The 15,986-nt window shown below is 71.5% G+C and carries 10 protein-coding genes; 3 read left to right on the forward strand and 7 right to left on the reverse strand.

Annotated features, from left to right (window positions below; translation table 11 throughout):
• Positions 1–22: 22 nt before the first annotated feature.
• Positions 23–2,860, forward strand: a complete 2,838-nt coding sequence (locus tag OG718_RS17860; protein WP_328844579.1) for a glycoside hydrolase family 3 C-terminal domain-containing protein — start codon at positions 23–25, stop codon at positions 2,858–2,860.
• A gap of 87 nt (positions 2,861–2,947) precedes the next feature.
• Here OG718_RS17860 and rpmF read toward each other — a convergent pair whose 3' ends face one another.
• The 4 genes from rpmF to OG718_RS17880 all read right to left on the reverse strand — a co-directional run bounded on the left by rpmF (position 2,948) and on the right by OG718_RS17880 (position 9,104).
• A complete protein-coding gene (rpmF, locus tag OG718_RS17865; RefSeq protein WP_143640723.1) occupies positions 2,948–3,118 on the reverse strand; it encodes a 50S ribosomal protein L32 in 171 nt (56 codons plus the stop codon).
• Positions 3,119–3,283: 165 nt separating this feature from the next.
• Positions 3,284–4,729 (reverse strand): aldehyde dehydrogenase family protein, encoded by a 1,446-nt coding sequence (locus tag OG718_RS17870; protein WP_143640722.1) that lies wholly within the window; start codon positions 4,727–4,729, stop codon positions 3,284–3,286.
• 363 nt (positions 4,730–5,092) lie between these two features.
• Positions 5,093–6,787, reverse strand: a complete 1,695-nt coding sequence (locus OG718_RS17875; RefSeq protein WP_328844580.1) for a PucR family transcriptional regulator — start codon at positions 6,785–6,787, stop codon at positions 5,093–5,095.
• Between the two features lie 193 nt (positions 6,788–6,980).
• Positions 6,981–9,104 (reverse strand): ATP-binding protein, encoded by a 2,124-nt coding sequence (locus OG718_RS17880; protein WP_143640785.1) that lies wholly within the window; start codon positions 9,102–9,104, stop codon positions 6,981–6,983.
• A 359-nt stretch (positions 9,105–9,463) separates the two neighbouring features.
• Between OG718_RS17880 and gabT the strand changes: the two genes are divergently transcribed.
• Positions 9,464–10,798, forward strand: a complete 1,335-nt coding sequence (gene gabT / locus OG718_RS17885; RefSeq protein WP_143640720.1) for a 4-aminobutyrate--2-oxoglutarate transaminase — start codon at positions 9,464–9,466, stop codon at positions 10,796–10,798.
• A gap of 589 nt (positions 10,799–11,387) precedes the next feature.
• Positions 11,388–12,017, forward strand: a complete 630-nt coding sequence (locus OG718_RS17895; RefSeq protein WP_328847789.1) for a phosphatase PAP2 family protein — start codon at positions 11,388–11,390, stop codon at positions 12,015–12,017.
• On the opposite strand, the gene OG718_RS17900 is transcribed toward OG718_RS17895, so the two are convergent.
• The 3 genes from OG718_RS17900 to OG718_RS17910 all read right to left on the reverse strand — a co-directional run bounded on the left by OG718_RS17900 (position 12,005) and on the right by OG718_RS17910 (position 15,950).
• A complete protein-coding gene (locus OG718_RS17900) occupies positions 12,005–13,804 on the reverse strand; it encodes a chitinase (RefSeq protein WP_328844581.1) in 1,800 nt (599 codons plus the stop codon). The genes OG718_RS17895 and OG718_RS17900 overlap by 13 nt on opposite strands.
• A 141-nt stretch (positions 13,805–13,945) precedes the next feature.
• On the reverse strand, positions 13,946–14,404 hold the full coding sequence (locus tag OG718_RS17905) for a hypothetical protein (protein ID WP_143640717.1): 459 nt from the start codon (positions 14,402–14,404) through the stop codon (positions 13,946–13,948).
• A gap of 118 nt (positions 14,405–14,522) precedes the next feature.
• Entirely contained in the window at positions 14,523–15,950 is a 1,428-nt protein-coding gene (locus tag OG718_RS17910; RefSeq protein WP_328844582.1) for an NAD(P)/FAD-dependent oxidoreductase, read from the reverse strand.
• Positions 15,951–15,986: the final 36 nt, after the last annotated feature.

Raw genomic sequence — 15,986 nt, forward strand, 5'->3', positions numbered from 1 at the left:
CCTTCCACAGAGGGATCCTCGCGTGACCGCTCAAACGCCGCCTTTCCGTGACTCGCAGCTGCCGTTCGCGAAGCGCATCGACGATCTTCTGTCGCGGCTCACTCTGGAGGAACGGGTCGCGATGCTGCACCAGTTCGGGCCCGCGGTGGAGCGGCTCGGTGTCGCCGCGTTCCGCACCGGCCAGGAGGCGCTGCACGGGGTCGCCTGGATGGGCCCGGCCACGGTGTTCCCCCAGGCGGTCGGCCTCGGCGCGACCTGGAACGACGAGCTCGTACGCCGGGTCGGCGAGGCGGTCTCCACCGAGACCCGCGCGATGCGCTCGCGCGACGACCGCGTCGGCCTCAACGTCTGGGCGCCCACGGTCAACCTGCTGCGCCACCCCCTGTGGGGCCGCAACGAGGAGGGCTACTCGGAGGACCCGAAGCTGACCTCGGCGATCGCCACCGCGTACACCCGGGGCCTGCGCGGCGACCACCCCGCGTACTGGCGGACGGCCCCGGTCCTCAAGCACTGGCTCGCGCACAACAACGAGACGGACCGGGCGACCGCGTCGAGTTCCGTCCGCCCGCGCGTGCTGCACGAGTACGACCTGCGCGCCTTCCGCGAGACGGTCGAGGCGGGCACGGTGGCCGGCGTGATGCCCGCGTACAACCTGGTCAACGGCCGCCCCAACCATGTCTCGCCGTATCTGCGCGAGCAGCTGCGCACCTGGACGGACCAGGACCTCCTGGTCTGCTCGGACGCCGGCGCGCCCTCGAACCTGGTCGACTCCGAGCACTACTTCGACACGCACGAGGAGGCCACGGCCGCCTCCCTGATCGCCGGCGTCGACAGTTTCACGGACCACGGCACGGACAGCTCGCAGATCGTCGAACGCCTCCAGGGAGCCCTGGACCAGGGCCTGTTGACCGAGGCCGACATCGACGCGGCGGTCCGCCGCCAGCTCGCGGTCCGCTTCCGCCTCGGCGAGTTCGACCCACGCCTGGACCCGTACGCCGGCGCCTTGGACTTCGACACCCCCGCGCACCGGTCCCTCGCGCGGGAAGCCGCTGAACAGGCGATCGTCCTCCTCAAGAACGACGGCCTGCTCCCCCTCACCGGACAGGACACCCGCATCGCGGTGGTGGGCCTCCTCGCCGACGAGTGCAAACTCGACTGGTACAGCGGCACCCTCATCCACCGCTCCACCCCGCTCGAAGGCCTCTACGAGCGCTTCGGCGCCGACCGCGTGGACTTCACCGAGGGCGTGGACCGCGTACGCCTCAAGACCTCCGCCGGTACGTATCTCAGCGTTCCGTCGGCGGACGAAGCGGCCGACGAGGTCCGCGGCGCCGAGGGCGCGCTGGACCCGGCCCTCCTCGCGGGCCGCACGGACCTGCCCCCGCTCACCACCGACACCACGGGCACCGAACTCGCGCTGATCGACTGGGGCGGGGGCGTCCTCACCCTGCGCGCCCCCGACGGCCGCTACCTCTCGGTCGCCGACGACGGCTTCGTACGCGCCTCCGCCGACCAGCCCGGCGGCTGGGTGGTCCAGGAGACCTTCCGCCTGGAGCCTCACGAATCCCACGAGGGCGGTCACCTCCTGAAGCATGTCGGTACGGGTCGCTACGTCTCTGTCACCGCCGACGGCGTGAAGGTTGCCGCTCAGAACCCGGAAATCCTCGAACTGGAGATCACGGAGCGCGGCGAGGACACGGTGGCCCGCACGGCCGCCGCGGCCGACGTGGTCCTCGTGGTCGCGGGCAACGACCCGCACATCAATGGCCGCGAGACGGAGGACCGCACGACCCTCGCCCTCCCCGCCCACCAGCAGCGCCTCCTGGAGGCGGCCCGCGCCGCGAACCCCCGTACGGCCCTGGTGATCACGTCCTCCTACCCGTACGCGACCGACCCCGCGGACCTCCCCGCCGTCCTCTGGACGGCCCACGGCGGCCAGGCAGCCGGCACGGCCCTGGCCCGCGTCCTGGCGGGCGACGTCTCCCCGGCGGGCCGGCTCCCCCAGACCTGGTACGCCTCGGACGCGAACCTCCCCGACCTCCTCGACTACGACGTGATCGGCAGCCGCCAGACGTACCTGTACTTCGAGGGCACCCCGCTCTTCCCCTTCGGCCACGGCCTGTCGTACGCGTCCTTCGAGTACGGGAACCTCGTGGCCCACGCGGGCGAGAACTCCGTGCACGTCACCTTCACGGTCACCAACACGGGCGGCACACCGGCCGACGAGGTGGCCCAGCTCTACTCCCGTGCCGTGGCCCCCTCGGTCTCCCGCCCCCGCCGCGAACTGCTGGCCCACCGCAGGGTCCACGTGCTCCCCGGCGCCTCCACCGAGCTGACCTTCGAACTCCCGCTGTCCGCCTTCGAGTTCTGGGACGTGGCCCGCGGCACCCGACGCCTCGAGCCGGGCTCGTACGAACTGCTCGTGGGCGCGTCCAGCGAGGACATCCGGCTGCGCGGGACGGTCGAGCTGGACGGCACGCCCGCCAACCCGCGCCCGGCCCTCGAACTCGGCCTGAACGCGGCCGACTTCGACGAGCAGCGCGGTGCGGAGATCGTCGACCGTACGAAGCTGTCGGGCGACGCGGTGACACCCGCGAGCGAGAACACCGCCGAACTGGTCTACCGCGGCTGCGACTTCGGCCCGGCAACCAGGACCGTCACCGTCGAGGTGTCCGGCGAGGGCTCAATCGAACTGGCCCTGGACGGCGGCCCGGTGATCGCCCGGCTCGATGTCCCGGCCACGCCGGGACCGTACGACTACACCACCGTCGTCACCCCGTTCGGGGCCACCGAGGTCCACGACCTGCGCATCGGGCTGCGCGGCCCGCTGCGGCTCGCGCACGTCGGCTTCTCCGGTTGAGGGTCCGGACCAGGCCGACGGCACAAGGAAGGGGCCCGGCACCGGAAGGCATCGGTGCCGGGCCCCTTCGTCCGGGAGTGGGTGGGGTCACCCCTCGGGCTTGATGAGCCCGCGCTCGTAGGCACGGATCAGTCGCCGGGGTACGGCGTACTCGCGCCCGTCGGCGAAGAACGGGACGAGATCGGGCGTCGCCGCCTTCCACTGGGACCTGCGGTGACGCGTGTTGGAGCGGGACATCTTGCGCTTCGGGACTGCCATGCCCGGCACTCTACATGAAAACGATTGTCACTAGCTATAGCGGGTCGTGCCCTGCGTCCCAGGTCACACACCCACGCGTCGGACCACTCACGACAGACCGCACACGGCGACGGCCGGAGTCCCCGCACAGCGGACTCCGGCCGTCGCCGTACCTCGCACCTGATCTCAGAGAGCGAGTCCCGTGAGCACGAGCACGCGCTCGTACGTGTAGTCGTCCATCGCGAACTTCACGCCTTCACGCCCGACACCGGACTGCTTCACTCCGCCGTACGGCATCTGGTCGGCGCGGTAGGACGGCACGTCACCGACCACGACGCCGCCCACCTCCAGCGCGCGGTGGGCACGGAAGGCGGTCTGCAGGTCGTGGGTGAACACCCCTGCCTGCAGCCCGTACTTGGACTCGTTGACGGCGGCGAAGGCGGCCGCCTCCCCCTCCACCTTCTGCACGGTGAGGACGGGCCCGAAGACCTCCTCGCAGGAGAGGGTCACATCGGCCGGCACATCGGCCAGCACGGTCGGCGCGTACGAGGCACCGTCACGCTTGCCGCCCGCGAGCAGCGTGGCGCCGGCGTTCACCGCCTCGTCCACCCACGTCTCGACCCGCTTGGCGGCGTCCTCGCTCACCAGCGGCCCGACATCGGTGGCGTCGTCGGCCGGATCGCCGGTGACCTGCGCCTCGACGGCGGCCACCACGCGGGGCAGCAGCCGCTCGTACACGGAGGCGTCCGCGATCACCCGCTGGACGGAGATGCAGGACTGTCCGCCCTGGTAGTTGGAGAAGGTGGCGATCCGCGAGGCCGCCCAGTCCAGGTCCGCATCGCTCGCCCAGTCGGCGAGGACGACGGCCGCGCCGTTGCCGCCCAGTTCGAGGGTGAGGTGCTTGCGCGGCACGGAGTCCATGATCGCGTAGCCGACCTTGTCGGACCCCGTGAACGAGATGACGGGCAGCCGCTCGTCCTGCACCAGGGCGGGCATCTTGTCGTTGGCGACGGGCAGCACGGACCAGGACCCGGCCGGCAGGTCGGTCTCGGCCAGCAGCTCGCCGATGAGCAGCCCGGAGAGGGGAGTCGCGGGAGCGGGCTTGAGGATGATCGGGGCGCCGGCCGCGATGGCGGGGGCGATCTTGTGGGCGCAGAGGTTCAGCGGGAAGTTGAAGGGCGCGATGCCGAGGACGACGCCCTTCGGGAAGCGGCGGGTGAGGGCGAGGCGCCCCTGGCCACCGGCGTCGGTGTCGAGCCGCTGGGCCTCGCCGCCGTTGAACCGGCGGGCCTCCTCGGCCGCGAACCGGAACACGGACACGGCCCGGCCGACCTCGCCGCGGGCCCACTTGACCGGCTTGCCGTTCTCGGCGGAGATGAGCCGGGCGATCTCCTCGGTCCGCTCCACCAGGCGGCGGCTGACGTGGTCGAGGGCGGCTGCGCGTACGTGGGCGGGGGTGGCGGCGAACTCGTCCCGTACGGCGTGTGCGGCGGCCACGGCCTCCTCGACCTGGGCGTCGGTCGGTACGGAGACCTTGCCGACGGGGTGGCCGTCCCACGGGGAGGTGACGTCGAAGGTGGACTCGCCTGTGGCCTGGCGGCCGGCGAGCCAGAAGGCGTGGGTGGAGGTCATGTGCGAGTCCGGGCCCTTCCGCGTTCGGGGGTGTTCTTGGTCTTTCGCGTCCACGGTATGGCCGCGATGCCCTGGCGGCGCCTGTCCGAGTCGTAGCACTCCCCGCCCGGGGTACGCCGCTTTGGCCTAGTCCCCGATTTGTTTCTCGCCCCCGCCGCCCCTACCCGTCCCATCCTTCTGGGGCTCCGCCCCAGACCCCGTGGGGTGCGTTGTCGGGTGCGGGTCGGGTGTGGCTGGTCGCGCAGTTCCCCGCGCCCCTGAAAACCTAGGGGCGCGGGGAACTGCGCAGCGGGGGTTCGGGGGCAGCGCCCCCGAGTAGTGACGGGAACGGGTAGGGGCGGCGGGGGCGAGGAAAGGCCCTTCCTACTCCGCCGACGCCGTCGCCTTCAGGGCCAGCCACAGTTCCATCCGTACGTCCGGATCGTCCAGAGACCGCCCGAGGATCTCCTCGACCCGCCGCATGCGGTACCGCAACGTATGCCGATGCACCCCAAGATCCGCCGCGGCCGCATCCCACTGCCCGTGCCGCGACAACCACGCCCGCAACGAGGCGACCAGATCCCCCCGCCCGGTGGCGTCATGCTCGTACAGGGGCCTGAGCAGCCCGTCCGCGAACGCCCGCACCGCGTCATCCGCGAGCAACGGCACCACGGACCCCGCGGCCAGATCCTCGTGCTCGACGAGCACCCGCCCCCGCCGCCGAGCGACGGACAGCGCCTGCTCGGCCTGCTTGTAGGCGGCCCCCGCGGCGATGGGCCCGGCGGGAGCCGAGATCCCGACCACCAGCTCGTCCTCGTCGCCCGCCTGCTCGCTGCCGCCCCGCGCACCCCCGACGGCCTCGGCGTACTGGGCGCAGGCGGAAACGACCGCACCCCGATCCGCCGCGAGCACCACGAGCCGCTCCCCGTCGGGCACCACGAGCACGGCCTCGCCGGACCGGGCGGCGGCGGACTCAACGACCTCACCGAGCCCGCCCACGAGATCGCCGCCGGCATCGGCAAGTGCGGCAGCGGCCTCGGCGCTCACCGTGCCCCCGCCACCGTCCTCGTCCCCGGCCCGAGCCCGGGCCCGCCCCGCGGAAGCCGACGCGGCCTCGGCCAGGATCATCCGGTAGGGCGCGTCCAACAGCCCCCCGTACAAGTCCCCGGCGACCCCCCGCGCATGATCCGGCTGGCCCGCCAGCAGCATCCGCAGCACGGCCGCCCCGATCCGCTGCTCGGCGGCGTACAGCGACCGGGACCGCTCCGTGGTCAGCGTCAGCAGGGCGATGGCCGAGTGCACGGCGTACCGCTCGGCCGTACCCAGTGCGGCCGCGGTCCCCACGGCCAGCGCGGCCCGGGCCCGCCGGCCCGTCCCGAGCGAGTGCAGTTCGACCCGGTCCTCGCCGCTCCCGTCCACACCGTCACCCTCGGCGTCGCCCGCGCCGCCGACGACGGAACTCGCGGGCGCGGCCCGCTCCCTCAGCCGCTCCACGTCACCGGTGATCCGGGCGGCGCGCCGCCCCGCCCACTCGGGTGCGGTGGCGACGACGGCTCCGGACGCGTCGTACAGGGCGGCCCACCCGTCCACCTGCGAGGCGAGCGCGGTCAGCAGTCCTTCGGGCCCGTCGCTCAGCGCCTGCTTGGTCAGCTCCCGCTGCGCCGCGAAGCCTGCCGTCACCGCCCGGTACTGATCGGCGGCGATGGCGGCGGACACGGCCTTGCTGATGGCGAGGAACGGCGTCCGGCGGGGCACTTCCAGCAGTGGCAGGCCCTCGCCCTCCGCCGCGTCGACGAGCGCCTTGGGCGTCTCTTCGTAGTGCACCCCGACGGCGAAGCCGATCCCGGCCACCCCCGCCCCCACCAGGCGCTTCACATACCGCCGCATGGCGTCGGCGTCCTCCGCGTCCAGCTTGAGCGCGGTGATGAGGAGCAGTTCCCCGCCCTCCATGTACGGCACGGGGTCGGCGAGCTCGCTGGCGTGCACCCAGCGAACGGGGGTGTCCAGACGTTCCCCGCCCGCGCGCACGGTGAGCTTGAGCGCCGAGTGATGGACGAGCGAGGCGAGCGTGGGGGGCATGAGGCCTTCAGGTCTTCACAGGTTCTTCGACGGTCACGGACAATGTGATCTTTGTGATCTTTTGGCCGCAGCGTATGAACGACCTATGTCGATTCTGCCTCACCGTACGGTCGGCCCGTGACCATATGTCCGGACGTCCCGCTCGGCACACCCGTCAAAAGCCCCTCAGGAGCCACCGGCTCCCGCACGCGCCTCAGTTCCGCAGATCCACCAGCAGCGGCGGCGCGTGCTCCCCGCGCACGCTGGTGAGCGAGAGCACCGCGTGCCCCGGCGGCACCCCGTGCGCCAGCTCGGACGCCGACCACCGCTCCCGCTCGACCTGCCGCACGGTCACGGCCCGGGCGGTGGGCGCGTTCCCGGTGATCACCCGTCGCAGCATGTGCACGGCCTTGCCGGCCGGCGTCTCCGCGATGATCTGCCGGTCGGTGACGTCCCGAGCCTCGGTCCACTCCTTGCCCCACACCTCGGCGAAGTCCTGCCCGTCCCACGGTGTGAGCCCGGACAGCGCCATCCGGCACCCGATGGCACCGAGCAGCGGCGACCGCAGCGGCCGGGGTACGTCGTCGAGCGTGCGCAGCGTCATCACGACGCCGGCGTTGGCGGACCGCAGCCGCTGAATGCCCCGTACGGCCTCGGGCGTGATGACTCCCGTCGCGTCGTCGAGGACGAGACAGGCGAACAGCGACCGGTCCTCCCGTACGGCGACGCTCGCGGCGAACTGGGCGAGCACGAGCCGCGCGAGCATCCGGGAGGCGTCGGCGTGCCCGCGCTCGGGCAGGTCGATCCGCACCCGCACAGGGTGGTCGAGGGCGCGCAGGGAGAAGGGACGGGACTGCCCGGACGTGTCGAAGAACCCGGCGAACGCGGGGCGGTCGAGCAGCGCCACCCGATCGGCGAGCACACTCCCCACATCCCCCGGCTGCCCCAACTGCCGCTCCCGCGCGTCGAGTTCGCGCAGCAGGGACTCCTTCCCACCCTCCGTGAGCGCAGTGCGCAGTGCGCCGAGCGGTCCGGGCGTGCCATCGAGCAGCTGCCTCAGCTCGGGCACGGACGGGAATCGGCCGTGCACGCCCCGGAACGGCCCGAGCAGCTGGGCCAGCACGGTGGTGGACCGCCTGCTGTCCGCCCCGGGATGCGGATCGGCGAGGTCCCCGACGAGTGCCTCGGCGAGTACGGCCGCCGCCTCGTCGGGGTCGGTGGTCCCGCCGTACAGATCGAGGTCGTACACGGACTCGGGATTGCCCACCCGCACCACGACGTCGTACGCGTCCACCGGCCCGAGCCCCGCCCCCGCGGCCCCGACGACGACCACGGCGGCCCGCCCCGCGAGCGCGTGCAGGCACAGCGACTCGGCGAGCGGCCAGACGACCCCGCCGGTCTTGCCGGATCCGGCGGGCCCGACCGCGAGCAGCGAGGTGCCCAGCAGGTCCGGTCCGAGCGCGAGGCCGGTCCCGCGGTAGGAGTACGGGTTCCGCGGATCGTCGGCCGTCGTGCCGAGCCGCACCTGCCCGGTGACGAGATCGTGCTTGGCGAGCCGTCCGGGCAGATCCCGCTCCCCGGAAGGGTGCAGACAGGCGGCGGCTCCGTCCTGCAGGACGGCACCGCTGAAGGTGGCGAGACTGTGGCGTCCGCTCCGCACGCCCTGCCAGGCCCGGGCGATCCTGGCCTGGTCGACATCGCGCATGCGGCCGGCCCGGGCCTCGGCGCCGAGCCGCTCGGCGGCGTCGGCGGCACCGGCGGCGCGCAGCTGGTTCCACTGGGCGGGGTCCTCCTCGGGCGCGGGCGGTGCCTGCTGGGGCTGTCGGCGCCGGAGTCTGGGGGCGACGAAGCGGCGCCAGACCTCGCTCCAGCGGCCGACCCGCCCGACCGCGACCATGATGACCAGGGCGACAAGCAGCTCATAACCCCGGTACACGATGAGAATGCCGACGTCACCGAGGTCACTGTCGGCGCCGCGCCAGGAGTCGGGGGTGATCAGGAAGAGGGGCACCCACCACCAGTCACCCAGGTAGCGGTTCTGCAGCAGCGACCAGATCAGCCACCCCACCAGGAAGGCGATCAACGCGCCGCTGAGCAGTTGGCGCGTGGGGATCTCCTCGGGCTCCTCATCCGGCCGCGGCAGATGCCCGAAGCGCCACACGCCCGGCGCGGCCTCGGGCCTGGGGGTCCGCAGCCAGGTGAGAAAGCTGGACCCGTCCGGCGCCGGCGGCATCCCGGGCGCCTGCGCGGGCCGTGGCGGCACCTGGGGCGGTCCCGCCGGCCGCGGCACACGATCGGCGTGCGTGCCCCGTGCGTCCTGCGTGCCGTCGCTGTCCATCGCCTCTGCCACCCCTGACCAGCCGCTCCATACGTGGTTTGCGAGTCAATCTAACGCCCTCACAAGGGGAGTTCACCGCTTACCGGGCCGGGTACGCGGCGATACGGACACCGCGGCCCCTCGTCGCTCCCCGCCCACGCTATGTCCATGACGGACAACCGAATCTCCCGACAACGCCCAGATGGAGCATGCCCACCCCCCATTCCCGGCTCTAGCCTGCGAAGAAGGAAGCGGAGCGTCCGAGGAATCCGTTCGCAAGCCGTCCGCCACGCCCTTGCCGACGTCCTGCCGACGTCTCTCCGGCGTCCTTCCCGAAGACCTTCCCCAAGCCGTTCGCAAGACCCCCCAGGGAGCCCCTCATGAGCACACTTCCGCAGGAGCGCCGCGTCGTCACCGCCATTCCCGGTCCGAAGTCGCAGGAACTGCAGGCCCGCCGGATCGCCGCGGTCGCGGCCGGAGTGGGGTCCGTACTGCCCGTCTTCACCGCGCGCGCGAGCGGCGGGATCATCGAGGACGTCGACGGGAACCGGCTGATCGACTTCGGTTCCGGCATCGCCGTGACGTCCGTCGGCGCGTCCGCCGAGGCCGTCGTACGCCGGGCCTCCGCCCAGCTCCAGGACTTCACCCACACCTGTTTCATGGTCACGCCGTACGAGGGTTACGTGGCCGTCGCCGAGGCGCTGGCCGAGCTGACCCCCGGCGACCACGCCAAGAAGAGCGCCCTCTTCAACTCCGGCGCCGAGGCCGTCGAGAACGCCGTGAAGATCGCCCGGGCACACACCAAGCGGCAGGCCGTCGTCGTCTTCGACCACGGCTACCACGGGCGCACCAACCTCACGATGGCGCTGACCTCGAAGAACATGCCGTACAAGCACGGCTTCGGCCCGTTCGCGCCCGAGGTCTACCGCGTGCCGGTGGCGTACGGCTACCGCTGGCCGACCGGTGCGGACAACGCGGGCCCCGAGGCCGCCGCGCAGGCCATCGACCAGATCAGCAAGCAGGTCGGCGCGGAGAACGTGGCCGCGATCGTCATCGAGCCGCTGCTCGGCGAGGGCGGCTTCATCGAGCCCGCCAAGGGCTTCCTGCCGGCCCTCAGCAGGTTCGCCACCGACAACGGCATCGTCTTCGTCGCGGACGAGATCCAGTCCGGCTTCTGCCGTACGGGTCAGTGGTTCGCGTGCGAGGACGAGGGCGTCGTCCCGGACCTGATCACCACCGCCAAGGGCATCGCGGGCGGTCTGCCGCTCGCCGCCGTCACGGGCCGCGCCGAGATCATGGACGCCGCGCACGCGGGCGGCCTGGGCGGCACCTACGGCGGCAACCCGGTGGCCTGCGCGGGCGCGCTCGGCTCGATCGAGACGATGAAGGAGCTCGACCTCAACGCGAAGGCGAAGAACATCGAGGCCGTCATGAAGGCCCGCCTGGGCGCGATGGCCGAGAAGTTCGACATCATCGGCGACGTCCGGGGCCGCGGCGCGATGATCGCCATCGAGCTGGTCAAGGACCGTACGACGAAGGAGCCGAACGCGGAGGCGACCGCCGCGCTCGCCAAGGCGTGCCACCAGGAGGGCCTGCTGGTCCTTACCTGTGGCACCTACGGCAACGTGCTGCGCTTCCTGCCGCCGCTGGTCATCGGCGAGGACCTGCTGAACGAGGGACTCGACATCATCGAGCAGGCTTTTGCCCGCATCTGAGCGGAGTCTGTCTCATCGGTTCCGGTGTCGCGGTGGTGAGGAGCGGGGCGTGTGAAGAACGTGTGCGAGGTGCATGGCGGGACGCGAATCCACCTGTCGGAGCCCTCACCCCTGACGTAGGTTCTACCCAGATGAGAGATACACCCCGGCCACAGGGGACTGTGGACGGTACCGGGACGGGGCCTCCCCAGCTTCGCCCTGGGCGTGCCTCGCGCACACAACCGGAGCTTCCGGCTTCGGGTCTCCTCACCGATCGGACAGTCGCCCGCCCCAAACCCCCCGGGGCGTGCGACAACCCGATCTGATCGGTTCCACCGAAGGGCTTGCACCTACCCCCCCTGGTGCAAGCCCTTCGGCGCGTCTGCGCTCCGCTGGTGGTGGGGGTGGGCGTCTGCTGGGCTGGTGTTGTGGGGTGGGTGCGGGTCGGTGGGGGCTTGTCGCGCAGTTCCCCGCGCCCCTTGTAGGGGCGCCTCCGTCACCCCAGGCGATCATGGCTGGCAAGGTGTGGGGCATGGCTAGCGTTCCGGATCGGCGTTCATCGCCACATGTGCCTGACAGTCAGGGTCAGGCTGGAGGACACACAGGTTCGGTGCCCCCGGTCTGGGTCCTCGGGCCGCTCCTCCTCCTGTTCGCCCTCCTGACCTGGCAGGCCGCCGTCGACGGCCCCGTGCGCCGGGCGGACGAGCGGCTCGCCGGGGAGGTCAGGGGCAGTCGTCTGCCGAGCGGTGCCGCCGAGTTTCTCGCGGATCTCGGCAACCTCGCGGTGGCCGTTCCCGTGCTGCTCGCGGTCGTCGTCTACGTGTCCTGGCGGGCCCGGCGCGCGGACCTGCCCCGCTGGTGGGTTCCGTCGCTCGCGGCTCTGGTCGCGATGGCCGCCGTACCGGCATTGGTCGTGCCTCTGAAGGAAGCCGTCGGCCGCACCGGCCCGCCCGGCATGGCCGGGGACGGCTACTACCCCTCGGGCCACACGGCCACGGCCGCCGTCGCCTACGGCGCGGCCGTCCTCCTCCTGCTCCCCTGGCTCCACAGCCGCTACCGCCGCCGCGAACTCGTCATCGGCTGCCTGGTCCTGGTGACGGCGGTGAGCTTCGGCCTGATCCGCCGCGGCTACCACTGGCCGCTGGATGTGGCGGGGAGTTGGTGTCTGAGCGCCATGCTGCTGCTGGGGCTCGCGATGGTCACGAGCCGCAGCAGCGACACGGCTCGTCAGCCGAAGTAGCCGTCGAAGTTCCTCGAGAACTCCCACCCCCCGAACCGGTCCCAGTTGATCGACCACGTCATCAGGCCGCGGAGGGCGGGCCAGGTGCCGTGGGTCGTGTATGAGCCGCAGTTGGTCTTCTTGGTGAGGCAGTCGAGGGCCTTGTTGGTCTCGGAGGACGGGACGTGGCCGTTGCCCGCGTTCGTCGTCGCCGGCATTCCGATGGCGATCTGGTCGGGGCGCAGGGGCGGGAAGACGTTGTTCGCGTCGCCCGCGACCGGGAAGCCCGTGAGGAGCATGTCGGTCATGGCTATGTGGAAGTCGGCGCCGCCCATGGAGTGGTACTGGTTGTCGAGGCCCATGATCGGGCCCGAGTTGTAGTCCTGGACGTGCAGGAGCGTCAGGTCGTCGCGCAGGGCGTGGATGACGGGGAGGTAGGCGCCGGCGCGCGGGTCCTGGCCGCCCCACTTGCCGGTTCCGTAGTACTGGTAGCCGAGTTGGACGAAGAACGTCTCCGGCGCCATCGTCAGGACGAAGTCGGCGCCGTACCTGGCCTTGAGGGTCTTCACGGCCGAGACGAGGTTGACGATCACCGGTGTCTTCGGGTTCTTGAAGTCGGTGTCGTCGGCGTTCAGGGAGAGCGAGTGGCCCTCGAAGTCGATGTCCAGGCCGTCGAGTCCGTACTCGTCGATGATCTTCGAGACCGAGGAGACGAACGTGTCGCGGGCCGCCGTGGTCGTCAGTTGCACCTGGCCGTTCTGGCCGCCGATGGATATCAGGACCTTCTTGCCCGCCGCCTGCTTCGCCTTGATCGCCGCCTTGAACTCGGCGTCGCTCTCGACGTTCGGGCACTCGGTGACCGGGCAGCGGTCGAAGCGGATGTCGCCGGAGGTGGTCGAGGTGGGTTCGCCGAAGGCCAGGTCTATGACGTCCCAGCTGTCGGGAACGTCGGCCATGCGCGTGTAGCCGGAGCCGTTGGCGAAGCTCGCGTGGAGGTAGCCGACCAGGGCGTGGGCGGGGAGGTCCGAGGGGTCGCCGCCACCCGGACCGGATGTCGTGGTCGCCGTGACCGCCGGGGACTTCGCGGACTCGCCCGCCTCGTTCACGGCGGTGATCTGGAAGGAGTACGCGGTGGAGGGGGAGAGTCCGGAGACGGTGGTCGACGTGCCGCTCGCCGACTGGACCTTCGTGCCGTTGCGGTGGATCGCGTAGCCCGTCGCGCCGAGGACGGACGGCCAGGACAGGGCCACGCTGGTGGACGTGACCGTGCCGACCGTCGGGGCGGTGGGAGCGGCCGGCGGTTGTCCGGCGTCGACGCCCGGGCCGACCAGCGAGATGTCGTCGGCGTGATACGCGCCGGTGCCGTACCAGCCGTGGGTGTAGATCGTGACCTTGGTGGTGGACGCGCCGGTGCGGAAGGTCGTGGTCAGCCGCTGCCAGTCCGGCGCGGACTGTGTCCAGGCGGAGACGTCGGTGGTACCGGTGCCGCTCGCGCCGAGGTAGGCGTAGTCGCCCCGGACGTATCCGGCGAGCGTGTACTGGGAGCCGGGCTTGACGGTCACGGTCTGCGCGCAGCGCGCGTTGTCACTGCCGGCCGGGGTCGCCTTCAGTGCCGAACCGCCGCTCCGCACGGGTGAGGTGACCACGCTGCCCGCCGTGCAGGTCCAGCCGTCGAGGCCCGCCTCGAACCCGCCGTTCCTGGCGAGGTCCGCGTCGGCCGCACGGGCGGCCGACGAGAGTGCGGTGATGCCTGGTACGGCCAGGACGGTGGCCGCACAGACGGCGAGGACGGATCTGACGCGATCCACAAGTACCTCCTGGCATGGGGGAATTGGAGGGGTGGAGCGCGCTCAATTTGGTCCAGACCAATCCTGTTGTCAAGGTCTCCGACAGCTATCCGCGGTCACCGGTACCGCAGTCACCGGCTGTCGCGATCACCGGTATCGCGCTCATCGGTTGTCGCGGTCATCGGTCGCGAGAGCCGCCGCCGCCTCGTGCATCGCCAGTTCCAGCAGCGTCGGATCGGTGAGTGTGCCGGAGCCGTCCGGTGCGACCAGCCAGCGGACCCCGCCGGTCGACCTCCCCGGATACGGCACCACGATCCACGTACCGTGCCCCGCCGTGCGAACCCCCGTGCCGAGCCACCGGGCCGCCGTGCCCGGGGGCACGAAGAACCCCATCCGGGCGTCGCCGAAGTCGACGAGCACCGGGCCCGGTTGATCGAGCACCCGGGTCAGTACGTCGAGCGTCGGATAGCCGAGTTCACCCGGCAGGATGAGTACGTCCCAGGCCCTGCCCGCCGGCAGCAGCGCGACCCCCAAGGGGTTGCGCTCCCACTCCCAGCGGCAGGCCTCTGGATCCGGAGCGACGGATGCCAGCCACTCGACCGCCGTCTTGGCCCCTGTCATGGCGGAACCTCCCTTTTTCTCGTGTCGACGCTGGTCGCGTCACAGGAGAGAGGGAGGTTCGGGCCGAGCATTACGCGGGTTCTGACAACTTGTTGAGAGTGAAGAGGGTCACACGGTCTCAGCTGTCGAAGCCGAGACCCAGCCGGTCCATCGTCTTCAGCCACAGATTGCGCCGGCCGCCGTGCGCGTCCGCCCGCGCCAGGGACCACTTGGTGAGTGCGATCCCCGTCCACGCGAACGGTTCCGGCGGGAAGGGCAGCGGCTTCTTGCGGACCATCTCCAGCGACGTACGTTCGGTGCGCTCCCCCGACAGCAGGTCGAGCATCACGTCCGCGCCGAAGCGGGTGGCGCCGACGCCGAGGCCCGTATAGCCCGCCGCGTAGGACACGCGGCCCTGGTGCGCCGTACCGAAGAAGGCGGAGAAGCGGGAGCAGGTGTCGATCGCGCCGCCCCACGCGTGGCTGAAGCGAACGCCCTCCAACTGCGGGAAGCAGGTGAAGAAGTGGCCCGCGAGCTTCGCGTACGTCTCCGGCCGGTCGTCGTACTCGGCGCGCACCCGGCCCCCGTACGGGTAGACCGCGTCGTAGCCGCCCCACAGGATCCGGTTGTCGGCGGACAGCCGGAAGTAGTGGAACTGGTTCGCCGAGTCCCCGAGTCCCTGCCGGTTCTTCCAGCCGATCGACGCGAGCTGGTCGGCGGTCAGCGGCTCGGTCATCAGCGCGTAGTCGTAGACCGGGACGGTGTACGAGCGCACACGCTTGACCAGGTTCGGGAAGATGTTCGTGCCCAGGGCGACCCGGCGGGCGCGGATGCTGCCGTACGGAGTGCGTACGGCCATTCCGGCGCCGTACGGCTTGAGGGTGAGGGCGGGCGTGTTCTCGTACACCCGGACGCCCAGCTCGACGCAGGCGCGCTTGAGGCCCCAGGCCAGCTTGGCGGGGTGCAGCATGGCGACGCCGCGGCGGTCGTGCAGGCCCGCGAGGAATGTCGGTGAGTCGACCTGTTCCCGTACGGCCTCGGCGTCCAGGTACTCGACGTCGTTCGCCAGACCGCGGCGCTCCAACTCCTCGTGCCAGTCGCGGAGTTCCGCTGCCTGGTACGGCTCGGTGGCGACGTCGATCTCGCCGGTGCGCTCGAAGTCGCAGTCGAGGGAGTAGCGGGCCACGGTGGCCTCGATGCCGTCGAGGTTGCGGGCTCCCAGTTCCTCCAGCTTGTGGATCTCGTCGGGCCAGCGGGTCAGGCCGTTGGACAGGCCGTGGGTGAGGGAGGCGGCGCAGAAACCGCCGTTGCGGCCCGAGGCGGCCCAGCCCGCCTCGCGGCCCTCGACCAGGACGACCTCGCGCCCGGGGTCGCGCTCCTTGGCGAGGAGCGCGGTCCACAGTCCGCTGTAGCCGCCGCCGACGACGAGCAGGTCGCAGGTCTCGGCGGTGGTGAGCGCGGGCTCGGGGCGGGGCTTGCCGGGGTCGTCCAGCCAGTACGAGACCGGCTGGGCGTCCGAAAGCGACTTCGCCCAGTTCTTGTCACGGCTCATGGCGCTTGGGGCCATGATTTCAACTCCCTACGACTGCTGCTTTCTTGATAT

The sequence above is a fragment of the Streptomyces sp. NBC_00258 genome, from assembly GCF_036182465.1.
GTDB lineage: Bacteria > Actinomycetota > Actinomycetes > Streptomycetales > Streptomycetaceae > Streptomyces.